At 40.4% G+C, this 19,632-nt stretch carries 18 protein-coding genes, 1 tRNA gene and 1 other RNA gene; 11 read left to right on the forward strand and 9 right to left on the reverse strand.

Annotated features, from left to right (window positions below; translation table 11 throughout):
* Position 1 precedes the first annotated feature (1 nt).
* From RT761_RS00915 to RT761_RS00930, 4 genes are all read right to left on the reverse strand, one after another.
* Positions 2 to 1,522, reverse strand: coding sequence for a glutamate synthase-related protein (locus tag RT761_RS00915; RefSeq protein ID WP_218112221.1), 1,521 nt, complete (start codon positions 1,520 to 1,522; stop codon positions 2 to 4).
* On the reverse strand, positions 1,491 to 2,600 hold the full coding sequence (locus RT761_RS00920; RefSeq protein WP_343073762.1) for a class II glutamine amidotransferase: 1,110 nt from the start codon (positions 2,598 to 2,600) through the stop codon (positions 1,491 to 1,493). The genes RT761_RS00915 and RT761_RS00920 overlap by 32 nt, the downstream gene beginning before the upstream one ends.
* A gap of 229 nt (positions 2,601 to 2,829) precedes the next feature.
* Positions 2,830 to 4,164: a glutamine synthetase family protein gene (locus RT761_RS00925; RefSeq protein WP_218112223.1), complete on the reverse strand. Its 1,335-nt coding sequence runs from the start codon at positions 4,162 to 4,164 to the stop codon at positions 2,830 to 2,832.
* Positions 4,165 to 4,391: 227 nt separating this feature from the next.
* Positions 4,392 to 5,066 carry a hypothetical protein gene (locus RT761_RS00930; protein ID WP_218112224.1) on the reverse strand — a complete coding sequence of 225 codons (675 nt, stop codon included), beginning with the start codon at positions 5,064 to 5,066 and terminating at the stop codon, positions 4,392 to 4,394.
* Between the two features lie 136 nt (positions 5,067 to 5,202).
* Between RT761_RS00930 and RT761_RS00935 the strand changes: the two genes are divergently transcribed.
* The 10 genes from RT761_RS00935 (at position 5,203) to rnpB (ending at position 13,116) form a co-directional block, all read left to right on the forward strand.
* Positions 5,203 to 6,261 (forward strand): tetratricopeptide repeat protein, encoded by a 1,059-nt coding sequence (locus RT761_RS00935; RefSeq protein ID WP_218112225.1) that lies wholly within the window; start codon positions 5,203 to 5,205, stop codon positions 6,259 to 6,261.
* A gap of 263 nt (positions 6,262 to 6,524) precedes the next feature.
* Positions 6,525 to 7,109, forward strand: a complete 585-nt coding sequence (gene hisB / locus RT761_RS00940) for an imidazoleglycerol-phosphate dehydratase HisB (protein WP_218112226.1) — start codon at positions 6,525 to 6,527, stop codon at positions 7,107 to 7,109.
* 14 nt (positions 7,110 to 7,123) lie between these two features.
* Complete coding sequence (hisH, locus tag RT761_RS00945) at positions 7,124 to 7,732, forward strand: imidazole glycerol phosphate synthase subunit HisH (protein ID WP_218112227.1); 609 nt, start codon at positions 7,124 to 7,126, stop codon at positions 7,730 to 7,732.
* Positions 7,729 to 8,478, forward strand: coding sequence for a 1-(5-phosphoribosyl)-5-[(5-phosphoribosylamino)methylideneamino]imidazole-4-carboxamide isomerase (gene hisA, locus RT761_RS00950; RefSeq protein WP_218112228.1), 750 nt, complete (start codon positions 7,729 to 7,731; stop codon positions 8,476 to 8,478). Before hisH ends, hisA begins: the two co-directional genes overlap by 4 nt.
* A complete protein-coding gene (gene hisF, locus RT761_RS00955) occupies positions 8,460 to 9,242 on the forward strand; it encodes an imidazole glycerol phosphate synthase subunit HisF (protein WP_218112229.1) in 783 nt (260 codons plus the stop codon). Before hisA ends, hisF begins: the two co-directional genes overlap by 19 nt.
* The gene (gene hisIE / locus RT761_RS00960) at positions 9,239 to 9,898 is read left to right on the forward strand and encodes a bifunctional phosphoribosyl-AMP cyclohydrolase/phosphoribosyl-ATP diphosphatase HisIE (RefSeq protein WP_218112230.1); all 660 of its coding nucleotides are present in this window, start codon (positions 9,239 to 9,241) and stop codon (positions 9,896 to 9,898) included. Before hisF ends, hisIE begins: the two co-directional genes overlap by 4 nt.
* 281 nt (positions 9,899 to 10,179) lie before the next feature.
* Positions 10,180 to 10,254, forward strand: a tRNA-Ile gene (locus tag RT761_RS00965).
* Between the two features lie 26 nt (positions 10,255 to 10,280).
* Complete coding sequence (locus tag RT761_RS00970) at positions 10,281 to 11,402, forward strand: Nif3-like dinuclear metal center hexameric protein (protein ID WP_218112231.1); 1,122 nt, start codon at positions 10,281 to 10,283, stop codon at positions 11,400 to 11,402.
* 117 nt (positions 11,403 to 11,519) lie between these two features.
* Positions 11,520 to 12,218: a zinc ribbon domain-containing protein gene (locus RT761_RS00975; RefSeq protein ID WP_218112232.1), complete on the forward strand. Its 699-nt coding sequence runs from the start codon at positions 11,520 to 11,522 to the stop codon at positions 12,216 to 12,218.
* 545 nt (positions 12,219 to 12,763) lie between these two features.
* An RNA gene (gene rnpB / locus RT761_RS00980) (RNase P RNA component class A) lies at positions 12,764 to 13,116 on the forward strand.
* Positions 13,117 to 13,178: 62 nt separating this feature from the next.
* Here rnpB and RT761_RS00985 read toward each other — a convergent pair.
* From RT761_RS00985 to RT761_RS01000, 4 genes are all read right to left on the reverse strand, one after another.
* Positions 13,179 to 14,132, reverse strand: a complete 954-nt coding sequence (locus RT761_RS00985) for an ABC transporter permease (RefSeq protein ID WP_218112233.1) — start codon at positions 14,130 to 14,132, stop codon at positions 13,179 to 13,181.
* Positions 14,133 to 14,235: 103 nt separating this feature from the next.
* Complete coding sequence (locus RT761_RS00990) at positions 14,236 to 15,063, reverse strand: ATP-binding cassette domain-containing protein (protein WP_218112234.1); 828 nt, start codon at positions 15,061 to 15,063, stop codon at positions 14,236 to 14,238.
* A gap of 3 nt (positions 15,064 to 15,066) precedes the next feature.
* Positions 15,067 to 16,053, reverse strand: a complete 987-nt coding sequence (locus tag RT761_RS00995; RefSeq protein WP_218112235.1) for a sugar ABC transporter substrate-binding protein — start codon at positions 16,051 to 16,053, stop codon at positions 15,067 to 15,069.
* Positions 16,054 to 16,477: 424 nt separating this feature from the next.
* Positions 16,478 to 17,572 (reverse strand): uroporphyrinogen decarboxylase family protein, encoded by a 1,095-nt coding sequence (locus RT761_RS01000; RefSeq protein ID WP_218112236.1) that lies wholly within the window; start codon positions 17,570 to 17,572, stop codon positions 16,478 to 16,480.
* A gap of 1,041 nt (positions 17,573 to 18,613) precedes the next feature.
* Between RT761_RS01000 and RT761_RS01005 the strand changes: the two genes are divergently transcribed.
* A complete protein-coding gene (locus tag RT761_RS01005) occupies positions 18,614 to 19,537 on the forward strand; it encodes a DMT family transporter (protein ID WP_218112237.1) in 924 nt (307 codons plus the stop codon).
* On the opposite strand, the gene RT761_RS01010 is transcribed toward RT761_RS01005, so the two are convergent.
* Positions 19,480 to 19,629 carry a hypothetical protein gene (locus tag RT761_RS01010; protein WP_218112238.1) on the reverse strand — a complete coding sequence of 50 codons (150 nt, stop codon included), beginning with the start codon at positions 19,627 to 19,629 and terminating at the stop codon, positions 19,480 to 19,482. The genes RT761_RS01005 and RT761_RS01010 overlap by 58 nt on opposite strands.
* Between the last annotated feature and the right edge of the window lie 3 nt (positions 19,630 to 19,632).

The raw sequence follows: 19,632 nt of genomic DNA on the forward strand, positions 1-19,632 counted from the left end.
ATTACCACCCCTCTCCAGCCGGTTTCACTCCCAATATTTGCGACTCCTCCCTAGTGAGCCCTACCGTCCTGAGATGTTCTTTATTGCCTCGCAAACTTTGAATCGAATTAACTCCCATTCCCCCAAGCATTTCTTTGATTTCAAACGCCCAAGCTCTCATAAGATTCACTAGACGACGTTTTCCAATCGAAGGATTCAACCGCTTGGTGAGATACGGGTCTTGAGTGGCGATTCCCCAATTGCATTTTCCGGTATAACATTTTTGACAGAGATGACAACCCAACGCGACCAAAGTTGCCGTTCCGATATAAACGGCGTCAGCACCCAAAGCAATGGCTTTGATGACATCAGCACTGGAACGAATCCCTCCGGCTATAACCAATGAAGCTCGATGACGAATGCCTTCCTGACGCAAACGCTCATCAACCTGAGCTAAAGCTAATTCGATGGGAATCCCAACGTTGTCACGAATGACTTGGGGAGCTGCTCCGGTTCCTCCCCGAATGCCATCGATAGCGACGATATCAGCCCCGGCTCGAATGGCTCCCGAAGCGATTGCGGCGATATTATGAACTGCTGCAATTTTCACCGAGACCGGCTTTTCATAGGAAATCGATTCCTTTATAGCAAATATCAAACGCTGTAAATCTTCTATCGAATAAATATCATGATGGGGTGCCGGGGAAATGGCATCGGAACCCTCGGGGATTTTACGAGTTTGGGAAATTTCCAATGAGACCTTCTCACCAGGGAGATGTCCACCAATACCCGGTTTCGCTCCCTGACCAATCTTAATTTCAACTGCTCCCGCTACCTGGAGATAATCCCGATGGACACCAAAGCGACCGGAAGCCACTTGGACAATAATGTTTTTTCCATAGGGATAAAAATCGGGGTGCAACCCTCCCTCACCGCTATTACAGTGGGTTCCAACTTCGCGGGCGGCTTCAACAATAGAGTGAAAGGCATTATAACTTATCGAACCATAAGACATAGCTGAAAACAATATGGGAAGATTCAATTCCAGTTGGGGCGCCAGCTGAGTTTTAATCACCGGAAAATCTTGATTCCAATCGATATCCAGCATCTCTTCCTTTGCTCCTAAAAAAGTTTTTAATTCAATAGGCTCCCGGAGGGGATCGATTGATGGATTAGTTATCTGACTGGCATTTAACAAGAGATGATCCCAATAGATACGATAAGGTTGATCACATCCCATGCCCGAGAGCAGTACGCCCCCGGTTTCCGATTGTTTATAGAGGTTGCGGATATGTTGAACGCTCCAATTGGCATTCGGATGAAAACCAACTTCTCTTTTTTTAACTTCCAAGGCGTTGGTCGGGCACAGAGTAACGCATCGCTGACAGCCAACACAGCGTTCGTCTTGGCAAGAAACTGTATCGTCATCCTGATCGTAATGATGGACATCATTGGCACATTGACGAACACAGACCTGGCACGCTATGCAACGGTCGGTATCACGAATAACTTTAAACTCTGGAAACAAAACACTTTTTGCCATAGCTAATTTTTTCACCCACCTGTCCAGAGACGACTTCACCTGCTTGGAGAGGTCTTATTTCATCCAAATCAGGAGCAATTTCACGAATAGCCGATTCTTCGCTGGATAAATAAAAAGTTGAATCTTTCCACGCAGCGATCATGGGACGAAGTTTGATCCGATCCACTAATCCAAACATTCCCTTATCAAAACCAACAATGATACTGAAAGGACCATTTAATAGTGCACCGCCGTAAATCATCCGCAGTGAACGATAAAAAGTTTTTTCCGGTTCCGACATTAAATCGATCTCATGCCAGAAAGGACTGGCTAAAACCGAGCCGAGAAAGGGAATGCGTATTTGGTGTTTTCGTCCGAGCAAGTCAACTAAATAGGTAATAACCTCGGTATCGGTCTGCAAATTGCAGTGATAATCAAAATTTTGTAAATAACGTCGGTTGATCCCATAAGAAGAAATTTCACCATTATGAACAACCGACCAGGAAAGCAAACCGAAAGGATGAGCACCCCCCCACCATCCGACGCTGTTGGTGGGAAATCGACCATGAGATATCCAGCAATAAGCTTGATATTCTTCCAGCCGAAAAAAACGGCCGATGTCTTCTGGATAACCAACTCCTTTAAAAATTCCCATATTTTTTCCGCTGGAAATAACATAAGCTCCCGAAATCGAAGAATTTATTTTCATTACTAGCTTAACCACTTCATCATCTTCAGAGAAAATTTTTCCCTTCGGAAAGAGAAAGTACCTTTTAAAATAAGGATAGTTTTGGACTTCTTTGATTTCCCGAAAGGGAATCACTTCAGAGTGTTCGACTTCACATAAATTTTGGATGATATCTTCGGTCGTTATAACCGCTTGCCGATCATCATAAAGAATATGGAAAGCATAAAGATCGGGGAAATCCGGATAGATACCGTATCCCGCAAAACCACCTCCCAAACCGTTGGAACGATCATGCATAACAGCTATTGAACGGATGATTCCTTCACCCGAAATCCTAAATCCATCTTGGTTTAGAATGCCAACTACGGCACATCCAGATGGTATGCGGTAAAGTTGGTCCTCTCTCATGATTTCTTCACCTCGATCCTTCTTATAACAGCGAACAGTGATGAGAATAATTTCGCCCTATCCTCTCTTTCTCCCATTAAGGGAGAAAGAATCATGGGGTTGAGTCATCCAGAAGCTTCGTAATCGAAAGCCGTGAGGATCTCATTCTTTCTTCAATTTCAGCTGCCCATTTCCTCGGTTCTTCAATATCACTGCTGGTTAAAATTCAAGAATCAAGACCTGACCCCAAAAATTACAAAATCGGGAGATAGCGTTCTACTTCATAGGGATGGACCACAGTTCGGTATTCATCCCATTCAATTTGTTTACTCTGAATTAAATATTCATAAATATGATCACCAAGAGCGTTTTTCAGCAAGCTGCTTTCGGATGCACAATCAATAGCTTCTCTTAAGCTCCCCGGGAGTGATTTGATTCGGTAGGACTCCCGATCTTTCTGACTCATGTGATAAACATCCTTTTCTATCGGATCGGGAAGTTGGTAATTGTTTTCTATGCCGGCCAGTCCAGCAGTCAACATGGCCGAAAAAGCCAAATAGGGATTGCAAGCCGGATCGGGATTTCTCACCTCAATTCGAGTCGCTTTCTCCATCCCGGGTTTATAAAGTGGGACTCGGACCAAAGCTGATCGGTTTCGTCTTGCCCAGCAAATATAAACTGGTGCTTCATAGCCTGGTACCAGTCTCTTGTATGAATTAACCCATTGATTGGTTACCAATGCTATTTCTCGGGCATGGGTTAGAATTCCGGCAATATATTTCTTTGCCATATCAGAGAGATAATAAGTATCTTCTCCGTTAAAAAATCCATTATGATCGCCATTGAATAAAGACTGATGGACGTGCATTCCCGACCCATTGATACCCGCCAAAGGTTTGGGCATGAAAGTGGCATAAAATCCATATTTTTGTGCAATTTCTTTGACTACGATTCGGTAGGTCATCACGTTGTCGGCCATCTTTAAAGCATCGGTATAGCGCAGATCGATTTCGTGTTGAGAAGGTGCGACCTCATGGTGACTGTATTCAACTTTAATACCCATATCTTCTAAGGTTCGAATGGTATCCCGTCGGAGATTGGAGGCGGCATCCAAAGTAGTGAGATCAAAATACCCCCCTCTATCCAGTGGAATAGGCTCAGTATCGCTTTTAAAATAAAAGAATTCCAACTCAGGACCGACATAAAAGGACATCCCTTTTTCGGCTAATTTCTTCAGTTTCGATTTGAGAACATATCGTGGATCTCCTTTGTAGGGAGTTCCATCCGGATTGGTGATATCGCAAAACATCCGAGCCACCTTTTCTTCACCACTTCTCCAGGGAAGGATTTGAAACGTTGAAGGATCCGGAAAAGCCATCATGTCACTTTCATCAATACGAGCAAAACCTTTGATTGAAGATCCGTCAAATCCCATTCCTTCATTGAGGGCACCTTCTAATTCTTGGTAGGTAATGGCAAAGCTCTTTAAACTTCCCAACACATCGGTAAACCAGAGTCGGATAAATCGAACGTTGTTTTTTTCGCAGAAACTCAGAACTTCATCTTTGGTTTGCATACAACATGCCATTTTACATTAACCTCCTTAGTCGATAAAAAAAAGGGCGCTTTGCTCCAACAACGGAGCAAAACGCCCTTGTCTCAATCTTATTGTCCAACTCTGGACAATTTTCCTTTAGAAATCAAAAACAACTAAAACTTTCTCACTAATGAGAACATCTTTATGGAACTATTTGGTAAATTCTAATCAAAGTGGATGTTTCTGTCAATAGGAATAAGAGAAATATCTCAACTTCTTTAATAGCGAGTAAGGCTTAAATAAAAACGAGTCAGTAAGATTCCGATATAGGCCAAAAGAAAGGCAATAAATAGAATATTAATAAAAATTCCGACAATTGGAATCAAGCGAATCAACCAAGTGAGTAAATACCCAATAATTAACAACGACAATGAAAGGATGAAAAAAGCAAACACTTCGGCCAGATTTTCGTAAACCATGCGGAAACTGGTTTTTATAGCACTAAAAGGGTCGTCACCGCTGATAACTATTGCCGGTAAACAAAAAATTAATAAAAAGGCCAGAAAAAATCCAGCGAATACAAACCAAATCGAAAAGAATCCAATTAATAATCCCAAACCCAGACAAGCCAAAAGAACATCCGAATATCGGCTCTGGATGATGCGGTAAACCCGGCGAAAATCGACCCGGTTACGATATTGATAATCCCATACCAGTGCAATAAGAAAACACGTACCGAGAAAAACGCTAAACATACCAACAATTCCCAAACCAGCAAGAGTAAAGGATTGAAAGTATGACGATATCCACACCAATCGTCTTCCTGGAGATAGAAATAAAATAAGAGAAAATATCAATGCCGGTCCAATGGTTGGCAGAACAAACACCGGGCGGCTGATTAAGAGACGAAAACTTCCTTTGGCTTCATTCCAGAACTCTCGGCTATTAATCATGTTCTTCTCCTAAAAAAATATTCAGTTCTGTTCATATTACTATCATTCACGGGTCATGACAAGTTTTTTTCTGAGAAAATTTAAGTTGATGGTATAATAACAAAAAGAAATTTTAGTAAAAAAAGGAGGATGTGGTTTGAGAAATAACTTGATGACTGGGTTTTTTATCTTAACCCTTCTTCTGTTCTTCTGTTCAACCAGTTTTGCTTTAGGTGCTTTTGACCAAGCCCAAATCTATTTAGAGAGAGGGGATGTCGACCGAGCGATCCATACTTTAAAACCATTAACCAGCTCTTCGAATGAAGATGAACTCTCTCAGGTAGTAGAGGTTTTATACACCTTATATAGTGAAAAAGGACAAACCCAGGATGCAATTGAGGTTCTCCAAATTTTTATCGAAAAATTCCCTCGAACCCAACTAGCCTACTTATATCGTTATTGGATTGCCAAAACTGAAGAAGAAAGCAAAAAATACCAAGAGTCTTTAAAATTATTACAAAAAATTGCCTCGGAATATCCATCAGATATCAGTGATCCTTATAATATCCGTCAACAAGCGATGGAAGACATAGCTCTCCATCAGGAATACTACTTTGGAAACTATCCAGCCGCCATTGAGAGTTATTTAATGATTTTAACCCAATACCCCGCTTATGAAGAGAAATCGAGAATTCTACTACAAGTTGCTAACTGTTATGAAAAAACAGATCAATTCGATAAAGCCATGGAATCTTATCAGAAAATTCGCTTTCAAGAAACCGATCCGTATTATCTTGATCTTGCTGAGTTGAGGATTGAGTATTTGCAGTCCGATCCAACCTGGGCAAGAAAAAATGCAGCTATTTTAATCAAAGAGCTTCGAGATGCTTTTGAAAAAAAAGATCTTAAAACTATCGAAAGTTTAGCTAAAAAAGGCGATTTTTGGACTGGACAAATGTTCAGCGAATTTGATATTGTGAGTTTTTCTCAAATTGTTCAATATTTTTCAACCTATTTAACTCAATCTCCTCTCCAAGTTCACCCCGCTCAAAAAAGAGAAAATGAGTATATTCTTAAAATTACTTCATGGGGCGATCCTGACTTTTCAACTCTTTATCTCTATATTGTAAAGGGCATTTACGGATGGGAATGGAGTAAAATCGTCCTGTCCAATCCCGAAATCGAGTGTCAGGCAAACAATTTCGGTGACACATAATATGAAATAAATTTGATATTATTCATTTTTTTTGTAAAATAGAAGGAGTTACATAAAGTCAGCTTGTTATAATGGAATACATATCGATTCAATATTGATATATAAGCCCTCGTAACACCAAGCTGAATCCTCCTCAAGCTGGAGGAGTTGGATGAAACAATTCCTCTGGGGGGAGGTTTCATGCCACCTTCAGATTAAAAAAGGTTATTTAATATGAATATATTGTTCTATTCTACAATATATATAATCAATGAGGTGATTTTGTGCAAAAACGAGAAGCCTTAAAAAAAAGGACAACTCTTGAAACCGATATTGAAATATATATTCATCTCGATGGTCATCAGCAAATCAACTTTGACCTTCCAATTCCTTTTTTCCCTCATTTATTGAAAAGTATGGCATTTTTTGCGGATTGGGATCTCAATATAAAAGCTCGTGGAGATGTTGAAGTTGATTTTCACCATCTCGTTGAAGATATTGGTATTGTATTAGGAGAAGCTTTTCGAGCTGCCATTGGTGAAATAAAAAATATTCAGCGTTACAGTAACCAGTTTATTCCCATGGATGAGGCTTTGAGCATGGTTTCTATTGATGTGGGTGGTCGACCCTTCCTCTATTACGATGTCCCAATTGGCTCTCAATTAGTTGGTGATTTTGAGGTTGCTTTGATTGAAGAATTTTTAAGAGCTTTTGCCAATCATTCACAAATTACTATACATAGCAAACTATGGTGGGGTAAAAACGGACATCATATCTTAGAATCTCTTTTCAAGGCTTTAGGAAAAGCTTTAAAAGAAGCTGCAAAATTAAATGGTGAAACAATTCCCTCCACCAAAGGAATCATATAGGAGATTATTAAAAAATGATTGTCATTGTTGATTACGGAATAGGTAATTTGCACAGCGTTTCAAAAGCTTTGGAAAAATTAGGATTCAAGAACCAAATCAGCCAAGACCCAGATTTGGTTGAAAAAGCTCATGCTCTTATCCTCCCTGGGGTTGGATCTTTTGGTGAAGCGATGGAACAAATGGAAAAAAATAATTTCATTGAGGCTATCTGCAACTCGGTTCAAAAAGGGAAACCAATTTTAGGTATTTGTTTAGGGCTACAACTTCTTTTTGAAAAAAGTCAAGAATCGACGAAGAAAAAGGGGCTATCACTCATCAAAGGAGAGGTGCGAAAACTTCCACCAACCAATAAAGTTCCTCACATGGGTTGGAATAAAATTCTTTTCACTAAAAAAAAGGCACTCTCGGGATTGATACCCGATGGCCGTTTCTTTTATTTTGCCCATTCTTATTACGTAATACCGGAATCAAAAGAATGCATTGTCGGAATCAGCAATTATAATGTGGTTATTCCGGTTATTATCAATCAGGATAATATCTGGGGAGTGCAATTTCATCCGGAAAAAAGCTCAAAATGGGGAATCCATTTTCTCGAAACCTGGGCAAAGAGAGTTATCCCATGATATTTCCCATTCCAGCTATTGATATCATCAACGGACATTGTGTTCGCTTAGAAAAAGGCGATTATTCACAAATGAGCATATACAGTGATTCTCCATTGGAAATGGCATTGCATTGGGAAGAAAAAAAAGCTCCAATGCTTCACCTGATCGATTTAGACGGTGCAAAAATTGGTAAACCAGTGAATCATCCTCTATTTCAGAAGATCATTCAATCGGTTCAAATTCCAGTAGAGGTGGGTGGCGGTATCCGAAGTCTTTCCACTTTTCTCTCTTATCTCGATGCCGGTGCTCAACGAATAATCTTTGGAAGTATCGCCATCAAAAATCCAAATCTCATCGAGGACTGCCTTAAAAGAAATCAAGAAAGTGTGGTGATAAGTATTGACTCCCGAGGCGGCATGGTAGCCCTTCAGGGTTGGACCGAAAAAACGACCGTTTCGGCCGTTGACCTCACCAACCAATTAAAAAACCTCGGCGTGATCAATTTTATATTTACCGATATCGAACGGGATGGTGCTCTTCAGGGAGTTGACGTAGATCGCATTCAAAATTTTCTTCAAAAAACCGAAGTTCCGACTTTCATTGCCGGAGGAGTTACTACTCTCGAGGATGTGTTACAGCTCAAAAAATTGAATCCTTGGATAAAAGGTATTATTTTAGGAAAAGCACTCTATTCGGGTGCATTAAAATTTGAAGAAGTTCAGAAAATTCTTCAGGAGGAAGAAAAGTGCTCGTTAAGAGAATAATCCCTTGTTTAGATGTCAAAGAAGGAAAGGTTGTCAAAGGAATTCACTTCGAAAATCTGAAGGATGTCGGTGACCCGGTCGAGCTTGCCAAGCGCTATGAAGAAGAAGGCGCAGACGAATTAGTATTCTTGGACATCACCGCATCCTATGAAAAAAGAGAAACCATGGTGAATATTGCTGAAAAAGTTGCTGAGAATATCTACATGCCCTTTACCGTTGGAGGTGGAATCAGTACTCCTGAACACGTCAGCAATCTTCTCAAAGCAGGAGCCGACAAAGTATCCATCAATACTGCAGCGGTGCTCAATCCCGATTTGATTGCCCAATTGTCTGAAAAATTTGGAAACCAATGTGTCGTAGTTGCCATTGACGTCAAAAAAACCTGGGATCGTATCACCCGTCGTAGCTATTGGGAAGTCTACATCAATGGAGGAAGAACGCCAACCGGAAAAGACGCAATAGCCTGGGCGAGTCAAGTTGAAAACCTCGGAGCTGGTGAAATTCTTCTCACCAGCATGGATACCGACGGTACACAAAATGGGTATGATTTATTCCTCACCAGGAAAATCGTTGACAGCGTAAATATTCCAGTAATCGCTTCTGGCGGAGCTGGAAAATTAGAGCATCTTCTGACAGTTTTTCGTGAAGGAGGAGCCGATGCTGCACTCGTCGCTTCAATTTTCCATTATAAAAACTTCACTATCCAAGATGCTAAAGCCTTTCTTAAAAAGCGCGGAATACCAGTAAGGATAGAAGAACCATGATGGAATCCATTCTTGAACATCTTCATTTCGATGAAAAAGGTTTAATTCCGGCAATCATCCAAGACGAAAAGAGTGGAAAGGTTTTAATGATGGCCTATATGAATTCTGATGCACTGGAAAAAACCATCAAAACTGGTAAAACCTGGTTTTATAGTAGAAAAAGAAAAACTTTATGGAATAAGGGAGAAACCAGTGGTCATTACCAACTGGTAAAAGAGATGTATATCGATTGTGACCAGGATACTCTCCTGATTATAGTTGAACAAAAAGGAGTAGCCTGTCATACCGGATTCAACTCCTGTTTTCATCGCCAGGTTTCAGAAAATGGAATTGCTTCACCTCACCCAGAATTGCCACACTATGCCTTGGGATGCTTTGCTCAGGAACTTTTTGATGTGATTCAAGAACGAGCCAAGAATTCATCGCCACAGTCTTATACCAGCAAGCTTTTGCATTCCGGGGGGGAAAAAATCCTCCGCAAAATTTCCGAAGAAGCGACTGAGGTCATTCTGGCTTCATTAGAAAATGATGAACAAAAAAAAGAGCATTTACAATGGGAAGTTGCCGATCTCCTTTACCACCTTTTGGTTCTCGTCCAGTACGAGCAATTAAACTGGTATGATATCATGAACGAGCTCAAAAAAAGGCGAAAGTAATCAAGAAAGAATTCTAATTTCCCTTCTCCCACTCGCTCTCGATTTTTTCTCCTGGTGGGAGAGCGCTTTATTTTTTTTCCTCTTCCCCTGGTTCACCCTCTCATCTTGTCCTTCTCCCATCAAGGGAGAAGGAACCGCCAAAACCGAGACTGAAGGAATTATAAAATTAAAAATCGAAGATTTAAATCATTCTATAACCTATTGAAGAGGTATCTCCTATTTAAAGTTCGAAAATCTCTTGAATTGAAAAAAACGATATGATATTATGTATGCCGTCGCGTGGGTCCATAGCTCAGCGGTAGAGCAGTCGGCTCATAACCGATCGGTCCCTGGTTCGAATCCGGGTGGGCCCACCAATTTAAAAATCAATACCAATAACCCTATGACAACTCTCCAACAATTACTTGATTTTTTTGAATATCTGTATCCATCCCACTTTGCCCTGCCTGACGACCGGACTGGTCTTCAAATCAAGGGTGAACGGAACCAAATTTCCCGAGTTCTCGTAGCGCTTGAACTCAACCAGGAAGTTTTTCATAAAGTCCTAAAGCACCAAATCGATTTTTTATACCTCCATCACCCGCCAATTTGGAATCCACTTTTTACACTTAACAATGATGATCCCTGGTGCCGGATGATTACTCGACTTTTTCACGAGGGAATTAGTGTTCTTGCTCACCACACTAATCTTGACATCTATCCAGGGGGAATTGCCGATCAGTGGATATCAATTCTTCAACTCAATGGGGAGGTTAAACCGATATCTCCAAGATCAAGCTCTGCATTTAAAATTATAACTTTTATTCCACCCGATTATTTAGAAACAGTCGCTCAATCTCTTTTTCAAAATGGCGCCGGAATTATCGGTCCATATCGATCGTGTAGTTTTCAAGTTGAAGGTATAGGTACTTTTCTTCCTCTTGAGGGAGCTCACCCTTTTATAGGTAAAGTTGGGAATGGGGAAAAAGTCAAAGAAATCCGGATTGAGGTTAACCTTTCTGATCCGAAACTCATCAATCAATTGGTTGACGCTATAAAAACAACTCATCCCTACCAAAATCCGGTAATCGATATCTACCCCTTGTACTTTAATGGTTCGACTTCTGATGGTTTAGGCCGTTTCATCGCTCTGAACCAACCCTTAAAATGGAAAACTTTAATCAAACATCTAAAATCGTTGTTAAAAAATGAATCCTCTCTTTTCAGTCAGAAAGATTATGGAAACTCACTCCTTCAAAAAATTGCTTTATGTCCTGGGAGCGGTGGAAGCCTTCTTGACAAAGTCATTTTGGAAAAATCTGATGTTTATATAAGTGGTGATTTAAGCCACCATGAAATTGAAAAGTTAAAACTCTATCATATTGACTATATTCCAGTTCCTCATGGTGATGGAGAAAGAATCGGATTAAAGATGATCTTTGCGAATATAAAAAAATCTGCTACCGAACTTTTGCCCGAGGTAGTGTTTCTTTTTGAGGACGAGCTGAATGGAGAAGGCTGCTAAATCTCAGGTTAAATACGAATACTTAAGAAAAGTATCAGCAGTTTCTTGTAGATTTTATTGACAAAACCATAGATTACCTATCACAATAAGGAAAGATTTTTGCCAAGGAGGTTGCCTTTGCTCAATATCTTCGAAAACCTGACACATCTCCAGAATATCGATGGAATCATCCTTAGTCAAAAAAAGAAAATTGTCCAAAAAAACGAAGAAATTCGAAAAATTCAGCAAAATATCGAAAACAATAATTTAGAGTGGGAAAATTACCGAAAATTGTATGACAAAGAAAGAATTGAATTATCTCGCTTAGAACTGGAACTGAAAGATGTTGAGGAAAAATTAAATAAATCGCAAAATCAACTCTATAGTGGCAATGTTCAGTCTGGGAAGGAACTGAGCCAATGGAAATCTACCATGGAAAGCCATGAGAAAACTAAGTCGAATCTTGAAGATTACGTCATTAATCAAATTGATAAAATCGAAGGAATGAGAATTAAAGAAAAGGAAAAAGAACATCAGCTTCTTATTCAGCGATTTGAGAAAGATATTGACAGTCTAAAAAAAGATATTGAGAAAATGAAATCGGACCTTTCCAACAATATTCAGCTGAGAACCGATTCTATCCAGAATATTCCTGCTGACATCCTTTCTCTTTATGAAGAATTACGAAAAAAATTCTCCGATCCAGTTGTTGAAATGGACGGTGATACTTGCCGAGGATGCCACCTGGCTCTTCCCTCTTCGATTGCTAAAAGAGTCCGAAAAAAAGAAGAAGTAATTCAATGTCCGAACTGCCAACGCTTCATTTTCTTTAAGTAGTTTTTAAATGGTCCATTTGGTTTCAAATCACCCTCAAGAAAACCATCTTACCTTCATTACCATTCATTTTATACAATACTTGTCTTGATTTTAAAGATAAACCCTCCCACCAATTGCTGGCATCAAATGAAGTTGAAAACATATGCTCAATAACCAATTTTCCCTTTTAGCAAAGGGGGTTAGGAGGATTTGATTTTTTTTACTGCTCCGTCATTGCGAGGAGCGTTTTGTGCGACGTGGCAATCTCTCATTTGTTAGAATCAGTGAGTCGTGAGAAGTGTGACGTGAGCCGGATAAAAGAAACAGCAAGTGATGATAAAAACGACAATCTGGTGTTTCTTTCCCTAAAGGCCTGAAGATGAGATCCTTAAAAATAATTTGGAAATAAAAAAAATTAAAGGATGAGATCCTCACGGATTCAAAAGACGAATCCTCAGGATGACGCTTGCGGCGTCAGATGAGATCCTCGTGCTTCCGAATACAAAGCCTCAGGATGACGGCATTATTAATCGTTCCGGTATTTTTAGAATAGTGTATAATATCAGTGGGAAGATCTGGCAACCGCAGGTAAACAAACCTGAGGAAAGTCCGAACTCCACAGAGCAAGGTACTGGATAACATCCAGCGGGGGTAACCCCGGGAAAGTGCCACAGAAAAGCAAACCACCTTGGTTTTTTACCAAGGCAAGGGTGAAAAGGCGAGGTAAGAGCTCACCGATCACCGGGTGACCGGTGTTATCTGGAAAACCCTACCTGGAGCAAGGCCAAATAGGAAGGAATGAGGCTGCTCGCTGACCTTCGGGTTGGCCGCTTGAGGAACCGGGCAACCGGTTTCCCAGATAGATGGTTGTCGTTCTCTTTTGAGAATACAAAATTCGGCTTATCGATCTTCCTAAAAAAGAAAGGTTAAGTTATCTTTCTGATAACTTAACCTTTCTTTTTTTTAAATTTCCAGCAAAAATTATCTTTTACGCAAGATCGAATGCATAGCAATAGATACGATGACAATTAAACCATATATAAGCTGGGTCCAGAATCCGGTCATACCAATTGCAATGATTCCCGCTTCTAAGCATCCTAATATAATTGCACCGATAAAGGTGCCAAAAATGGTCCCCACTCCTCCATCAACCGGAGTCCCTCCTAAATATACTGCAGCAATTGTTTTCAAAAGATATCCTTGACCAAGAGTTGGCCAATAATAAGTTACCTCGAGGCTGGCAAGAACACCTGCAAAAGCAGAAAATAAACCCATTTGGGTAAAAACCATCATTTTTACCCAGTCAACATTAACTCCCATTACTCGGGCACTCTCTGGATTGTCACCGGTAAAGTAAACATGGGCACCAAATCGATGACGATTTAAAAAAAACCAAATAAAGAAAGCTATGATCACCGTCCAAATCATCTGCGCGGGAACCAAGCCTCCCAATCTTCCAACTAATAATTTATAGACAGCGCTGGTTTTAGCCGGAACCAGTGTTTTTCCTAAACCACCGCTGACTACCGCCGTTGCTCCAGCCCAAAAAAACTGGGTACCAATGGTTGTTATCATGGATGGAAGTTTGAGTTTGACAATCAATAAGCCATTCATCAACCCGGCACCTAATCCAAAAACCAAAGCCAATAGCAACGCCATACCCGGACTTCCGGTTCGATGGAAGATCACAGTAAATACCCACCCCGCAAAACCCATGATCGAAGGAAATGAAAGATCCATCTCACCTGAAATAACGACCAAGGTCAAAGATAATGCCATGATGGCAAAGAAGGGGATGGTTGACATAAAAGAATAATAAATATTATAGGATAAAAAGGTTTGAGGGCTTCCTATGGTAAAAAGGATAAAAATCCCAACCAAAACAATAATGACGCTGATTTGAGATTTACTTTCACTTAGTAGTGCCGAACTCATAATCTCCTCCGTGCTTCCTCTTAAAATGATGCCATAAGACTATTCAAGTCCCAAACCAATTTAATTTTAAGAAAATATTCACCTCTAATTTTTTCCGCTAATCTTACGGCATTTTGGATTGCATATCATCCTGGGGTTGATCACAAGCAACAGTTGAAGCCTCATTATCACTTAATTTTCCCGTTCGAGCTACCAGATAAAGTCGGTTAACTAATTCTTCCAAAGATACTTCATCTTTGCGAAATTGCCCAACAACACTACCTCGGTCCAGCACAACAATGCGGTCGGCCACCGGATAGACATGATATATATTATGTGTGATAAAAATACATGACTTCCCCCTCATTTTGATATCATCAACAAAACCAAGTACTTTCTGAGTTTCAGATAAAGAAAGTCCAGTTGTTGGCTCATCAAGGATGATAAGATCGGCTTCGAAGTGAAGAGCTCGAGCTATGGCCACCCCTTGTTTTTCTCCACCTGACATTGTTCCAACCACTGCATCAGTCGTTAAAGCCGATGAGGTAAAACCCATGTATTCTCTCATAATCCTTTCGGTTTCTTCCTTTTCCCTTTTTACATCGATAAACCCCCAGCGGGAAGTTATTTCTCTTCCCATAAAAATATTTCTCCAAAGACTGTGCTCTTCACTTAAAGCACGTTCCTGGAAAACGGTTTCGATGCCAATATCACGGGCTTTCGCTACATTATAATTGACCAGTTTTTCTCCCTTCCAAAAGAGATCACCGGAGTCCGGTTGATGGACTCCGGTGATAATCTTGATCAGGGTGGATTTCCCGGCACCATTATCACCCAATAAGCCAACCACTTCATTGGTGTTAATTTCCAGGTTAATCCCCTTCAAGACCTCAACATGGCCAAACGATTTCTTGATATTGCATAATTTGACCAAAGACTCTTGAGTAGCCACTAATTATCGAATCCCTTCTTCAGCCAGCTTTGCAACAGCTTCGACATTGTCAGCATCTATAAATCCGGAACCGGTATCGATATGCAGCCCGGAAAAACCATATTTTTTAGTTAAGCAAATCTGGAGTATTGGCAGATATCCTTGGAGATAAGGTTGCTGGTCAAGGATCAAATCGCAAAAACCATTTCGAATCGCCTCAACCGTAGCTGCGGTCAAGTCAAACCCAATCCCGATCACATCATCTGGACCCTTGCCAGCTCCCTTTAAATAGGTTTCCAAAGTAGCGGTGAGTCCACCGTGATCAGTCACGATAATTTTGCAATCTGGATGAGAAGAGAGATAACCACTAACTATTGGGGTTCCCAATGGAGCATCAGCGTTCACTTCAGGAGATATCTCGATATAGTCGACGACTAATTTGGCTTCTTCAAATGCATCGATTACGCCTTTGGTTCTAAGACCACGAGTTTCTTGGGAAAGTAATCCCCAAACCATGGCCCGATCCCCTTCCTTAAGTCCAAACTTTTCAATCGCTTTTTGACCTAAGGCAAGACCAGAAGCATAGAGTTCCTGACCAACATATCCAAAACCTCTATCTTTATATTTCCCCTCAGCTATTGGCAAAGCAGTGTTTTGCGAAGTAACGATAATGCCTGCGGCGACTGCTTCATCAATAAGCGGATCCAGGGCATCATCTCCAGGGTGTCCCATGATTGCTATTCCATCGGGTTTGGCAGCAATTGCATCTTTAAACTGTGCGACCATCCGGTCTGGTTGCCACTGGGAAAATACATATTCAACCGTGCAACCAAAGTCCTCTTCAGCCGCTTTAGCGCCTCGATATACTACCGAAGCAAAGGGATCTCCTTCTGATCCACCTGGGAAAAAACGAATCCGTATTCCTTCAAAATGTTTCCCCTGAGCCGATGCTGCTCCAACCAGGGTTAAAACTAAAGACAAAACCAGCACAAGAACTAAAAATTTCTTCATACTTAAACCTCCTTAATTGTTTATGAAATATTCTTTCTATTCCCCTTCTTAAATATTTTTTACCAACTTGACCTCCCCTCAAGTGTTATTTTTTCATTTATAAGTTTATTCTACCCCAAAAAGTATCATTTTTTCAACATATATCAGCAAAGAACTGGAAGTTTAACAAAGCCTTTCTGTACCTTGCGTTTCAATGGTTACTTGTTATTCGTCAGCTTTTTACGTGTATGACATCCGGGCTACTTGGTAGCATTGAATGAGAATGATAATAGCTATGGCTGTTTAAAACCATCGCTGCGAGGGGTGTGGCGTCGTGGCTCTCTCATCCATCCGCTCTGTCTTTCTGATGAGTTCGGCATTATTAACCGGATGACGCCTTACTATAATTCCTTCTCCTTTAAGAGAAGAAGGCCGTACTCTCCCCTCACTCCGTCTTAATCGGATAATTGCCGTGAGATTGAACTGTTTCCAAAAAGGTTAAAAAGTTCTCAATCGGGGTATCCAGTTGAATATGATGAGTTGGAGATAGGATTAAACCTCCTCCTGGAGCGACGTTTTGAATCCGAGAAAGAGTTTCTTGGCGAACATCCTCGACTGATCCAAATGGAAGGGTATACTGTTCATCAATAGTTCCCCAAAATGATAAGTTTTTACCATACCGCTTTTTGAGATAAACTGGATCCATTGCTGCGGGTTGAATTGGATTGAGAACATCAATCCCAATTTCGATTAATTCATCGATAATCGGATATATATTCCCATCGCTATGGTAAGCAATCTTCAGGTTTGGATTAATAGCTTTCAGTTCTTGACAAAATGCAGCCATTCGAGGCTTGAGATACTTTCTCCACATCTCAGGGGATATCATCATCCCTTTCTGAGTTCCTACATCATCACCAATCCAAATACCATCTGCTCCCATCTTGGTTAAGTTACTGGCAGCAACAAGATGATAATGAAAGGGAATGTCAAGGATGCAGTTGGCTTTTTCTTCATCATAAACCATATCCATTAATAAACGGTTTAAACCTCGAAGATACCATGCCCCCTCAAATATTGTACAAACTGTTACTCCAAGGATGTAATAATCCTTCCCATACTGCTCAATAATTTTACTAAAAGGGGCATAAAGATCTTTCCGATTTGGATCTGGAGGCTGGTAATTGTTTAATCGATCTTCATCGGCAAGAGGATTCTCGGCTATTTCAGTATATCGACCAACCCCAAACCTGGTATCATACTCGGCTTGCTTCCACTTAATACCCCAATCACAGGTATATTCATCTTCATTGGAAGCATAATAGGAATTGGCAATTCCAACTGAATACTGAATGATATCAAGATGAAAATGCTCTTCTAAATCATGGGTTTCTCCTCCATGGGGATTGACCAGATGCATAGGGAAATTCAGTTGTTTTCTCAATCGTTCAACAAATTCAGGGACAAAACTGGCAGTAACCGGAACTCGATCTGGTTCTTGATGTGATAATGCTGTTTTAACTCTTTCTTTGCTATTCAAAAATGAACACCAACCCCTCTATATAAATTTTAGAAAGCTTATCTCTCAATAAATGCCTCTACTCATTTTAGAATATTCTCTCACAAATCCAGAAACATTCAAATATGAGTAAAGATTCCTGTCTATCCTGAAAATACCATCTTATAAATTCCCCCATTGAGGGGGGATAAAGGGGGGTGTGCCTTTAATCGGTCATCCTGAGCCCTCGCTTTTTGAGGGCGTGAGGATCTCATCTTTTAATTTTTTTCTTCATAAATACTTTAAATGATGAGATTCTTACGTCGTCCGGCAAAAACACCGGACTCCTCAGAATGACTAAGTGGATGGTAGAGATTGCCACGTCGCACAAGACGCTCCTCGCAATGACCGAGCAGGAAAAAAAACTCAAATCCCCCTAACCCCCTTTGCTAAAGGGGGAAACGATTCCTGGGAAGGCATTTTCATCCTCATCTGGTGCTGCAAAGCAGCATGAAGGTCTATCCTAAAAATATAGGAATGAGTAAAAAGGAATCAAACAAAAAAGAAAAAGGCACACCCCCCTGAATCCCCCCTCAATGGGGGAATGAATTCAATAATTATAAAAGATGAGATTCTCACGTCATCCGGCAAAAACACCGGACTCCTCAGAATGACTGAGTGGGTGGATGAAATTGCCACGTCGTCCAACCAAAAATCGTTTGGACTCTTCGCAATGACGGTTTTATATAGGTATTTTCACCATCATCCTCACCTTCTCTAATCAAGGGAGAAGGAATTAAAAAAGCCGCCCTTTCGGCTTTTATCGCGCCCGATTAATAGAGCGACATGCCATGGCATGTCGAATCTTGGTTTTCGTCCTCATCTTACATAGGGGAAAGGAATGGATAGGACTCTGATCGTACAAAATATTAATTTTTTACCCCTTTCACCGAGTTCAATTTTATGAAAAAAAAGGATATACTACCGTTTGTATGCTTTTAACTGTCAACAAATAATACGCAAAATATTTTATAAAAGAAAATAAATAACTTAATCTTGAAGTGATATTCAAAGGAGAGTCTTTTGAAAGTAAATCGAGCACTGATAGCTGATCTTTCCTTGGCAGGAGTTTGCCTTGTCTGGGGAGGAACTTTTGTCATGATGAAAAACTTATTAGGCAGAGAAGCCCCGTTGAATGTTCTCTTTTGGCGATTTGCCATTGCCACTTTATTTTTGCTACTCATACTTCCAAAAAGAATACCAGATAAAAAAACCTTTAAATACGGCCTAATATTAGGAGTCGCTCTCTTTGGTGGTTATCTTTCTCAAACCTTTGGCTTAGTTTACACAACACCAGCCCGTTCAGCTTTTATCACCGGATTATCGGTTATTTTAGTCCCCTTTTTTTCTTTCATATTCCTACGAACCAAGCTGAAAAAAGAAACTATGATTGGAGTGGCTATGGCTCTGGTTGGATTAGCTTTTCTGACCTATAATCCTACCGAATTTTTAAAAGGGCAAATTTTTGGAGATTTATTAACCTTGGTTGGTGCCGCAGCTTATGGATTGCAGATCGTATTAGTTGAAAAGTTTTCCCAAAAAAGCCAAGCTCTTCCTTTAGTAATTATTGAAATGGGTACAGTGGCCTTTTTGAGCCTTTTATTAGCAATTCCTTTTCGATCTCTCCATTTTCCGGCTCAATGGACCGATATCGGCCAGTTTGTTTTTTTAGGGATTGCCGCAACTGGTTTGGCTTTCGCCATCCAAAAAGTAGCGCAAAAACACACTACCGCTATACACGTGGGAATCATTTTTGTTTTAGAACCGGTTTTTGCTGCAGTAGTTTCTTACTTTCTTTGGCAAGAGAAATTTACACCCCGCACTATAGCGGGGTGCTTCTTTATCGTTGCCGGGATTCTTTTTGCTGAAATATCACCCCGGCTTTTTAATCATTCACCGGATTCTGAATCAACAATTTTTAAATCAAATTCCAAGCCTTCAACATAGAGAAGATCAATAATTTTTTGAAGTAATCCCTGCTCTTCAGCTCGGCTCATAGGAGTCCCTTTTCTTCTAAAGTTAGTTAAAACAATTTTCATTTT

Origin of the sequence: Atribacter laminatus (assembly GCF_015775515.1) — a bacterium.
Taxonomy (GTDB): Bacteria; Atribacterota; Atribacteria; order Atribacterales; family Atribacteraceae; genus Atribacter; species Atribacter laminatus.

Excerpts from the sequence above, each read along its gene's own strand:
- RT761_RS00915 (WP_218112221.1), bottom strand. The coding sequence starts at position 1,522 with ATGGCAAAAAGTGTTTTGTTTCCAGAGTTTAAAGTTATTCGTGATACC.
- RT761_RS00925 (WP_218112223.1), bottom strand. The coding sequence starts at position 4,164 with ATGGCATGTTGTATGCAAACCAAAGATGAAGTTCTGAGTTTCTGCGAA.
- RT761_RS00930 (WP_218112224.1), bottom strand. The coding sequence starts at position 5,066 with ATGATTAATAGCCGAGAGTTCTGGAATGAAGCCAAAGGAAGTTTTCGT.
- hisH (WP_218112227.1), top strand. The coding sequence starts at position 7,124 with ATGATTGTCATTGTTGATTACGGAATAGGTAATTTGCACAGCGTTTCA.
- hisA (WP_218112228.1), top strand. The coding sequence starts at position 7,729 with ATGATATTTCCCATTCCAGCTATTGATATCATCAACGGACATTGTGTT.
- hisIE (WP_218112230.1), top strand. The coding sequence starts at position 9,239 with ATGATGGAATCCATTCTTGAACATCTTCATTTCGATGAAAAAGGTTTA.
- RT761_RS00970 (WP_218112231.1), top strand. The coding sequence starts at position 10,281 with ATGACAACTCTCCAACAATTACTTGATTTTTTTGAATATCTGTATCCA.
- RT761_RS00985 (WP_218112233.1), bottom strand. The coding sequence starts at position 14,132 with ATGAGTTCGGCACTACTAAGTGAAAGTAAATCTCAAATCAGCGTCATT.
- RT761_RS00995 (WP_218112235.1), bottom strand. The coding sequence starts at position 16,053 with ATGAAGAAATTTTTAGTTCTTGTGCTGGTTTTGTCTTTAGTTTTAACC.
- RT761_RS01010 (WP_218112238.1), bottom strand. The coding sequence starts at position 19,629 with ATGAAAATTGTTTTAACTAACTTTAGAAGAAAAGGGACTCCTATGAGC.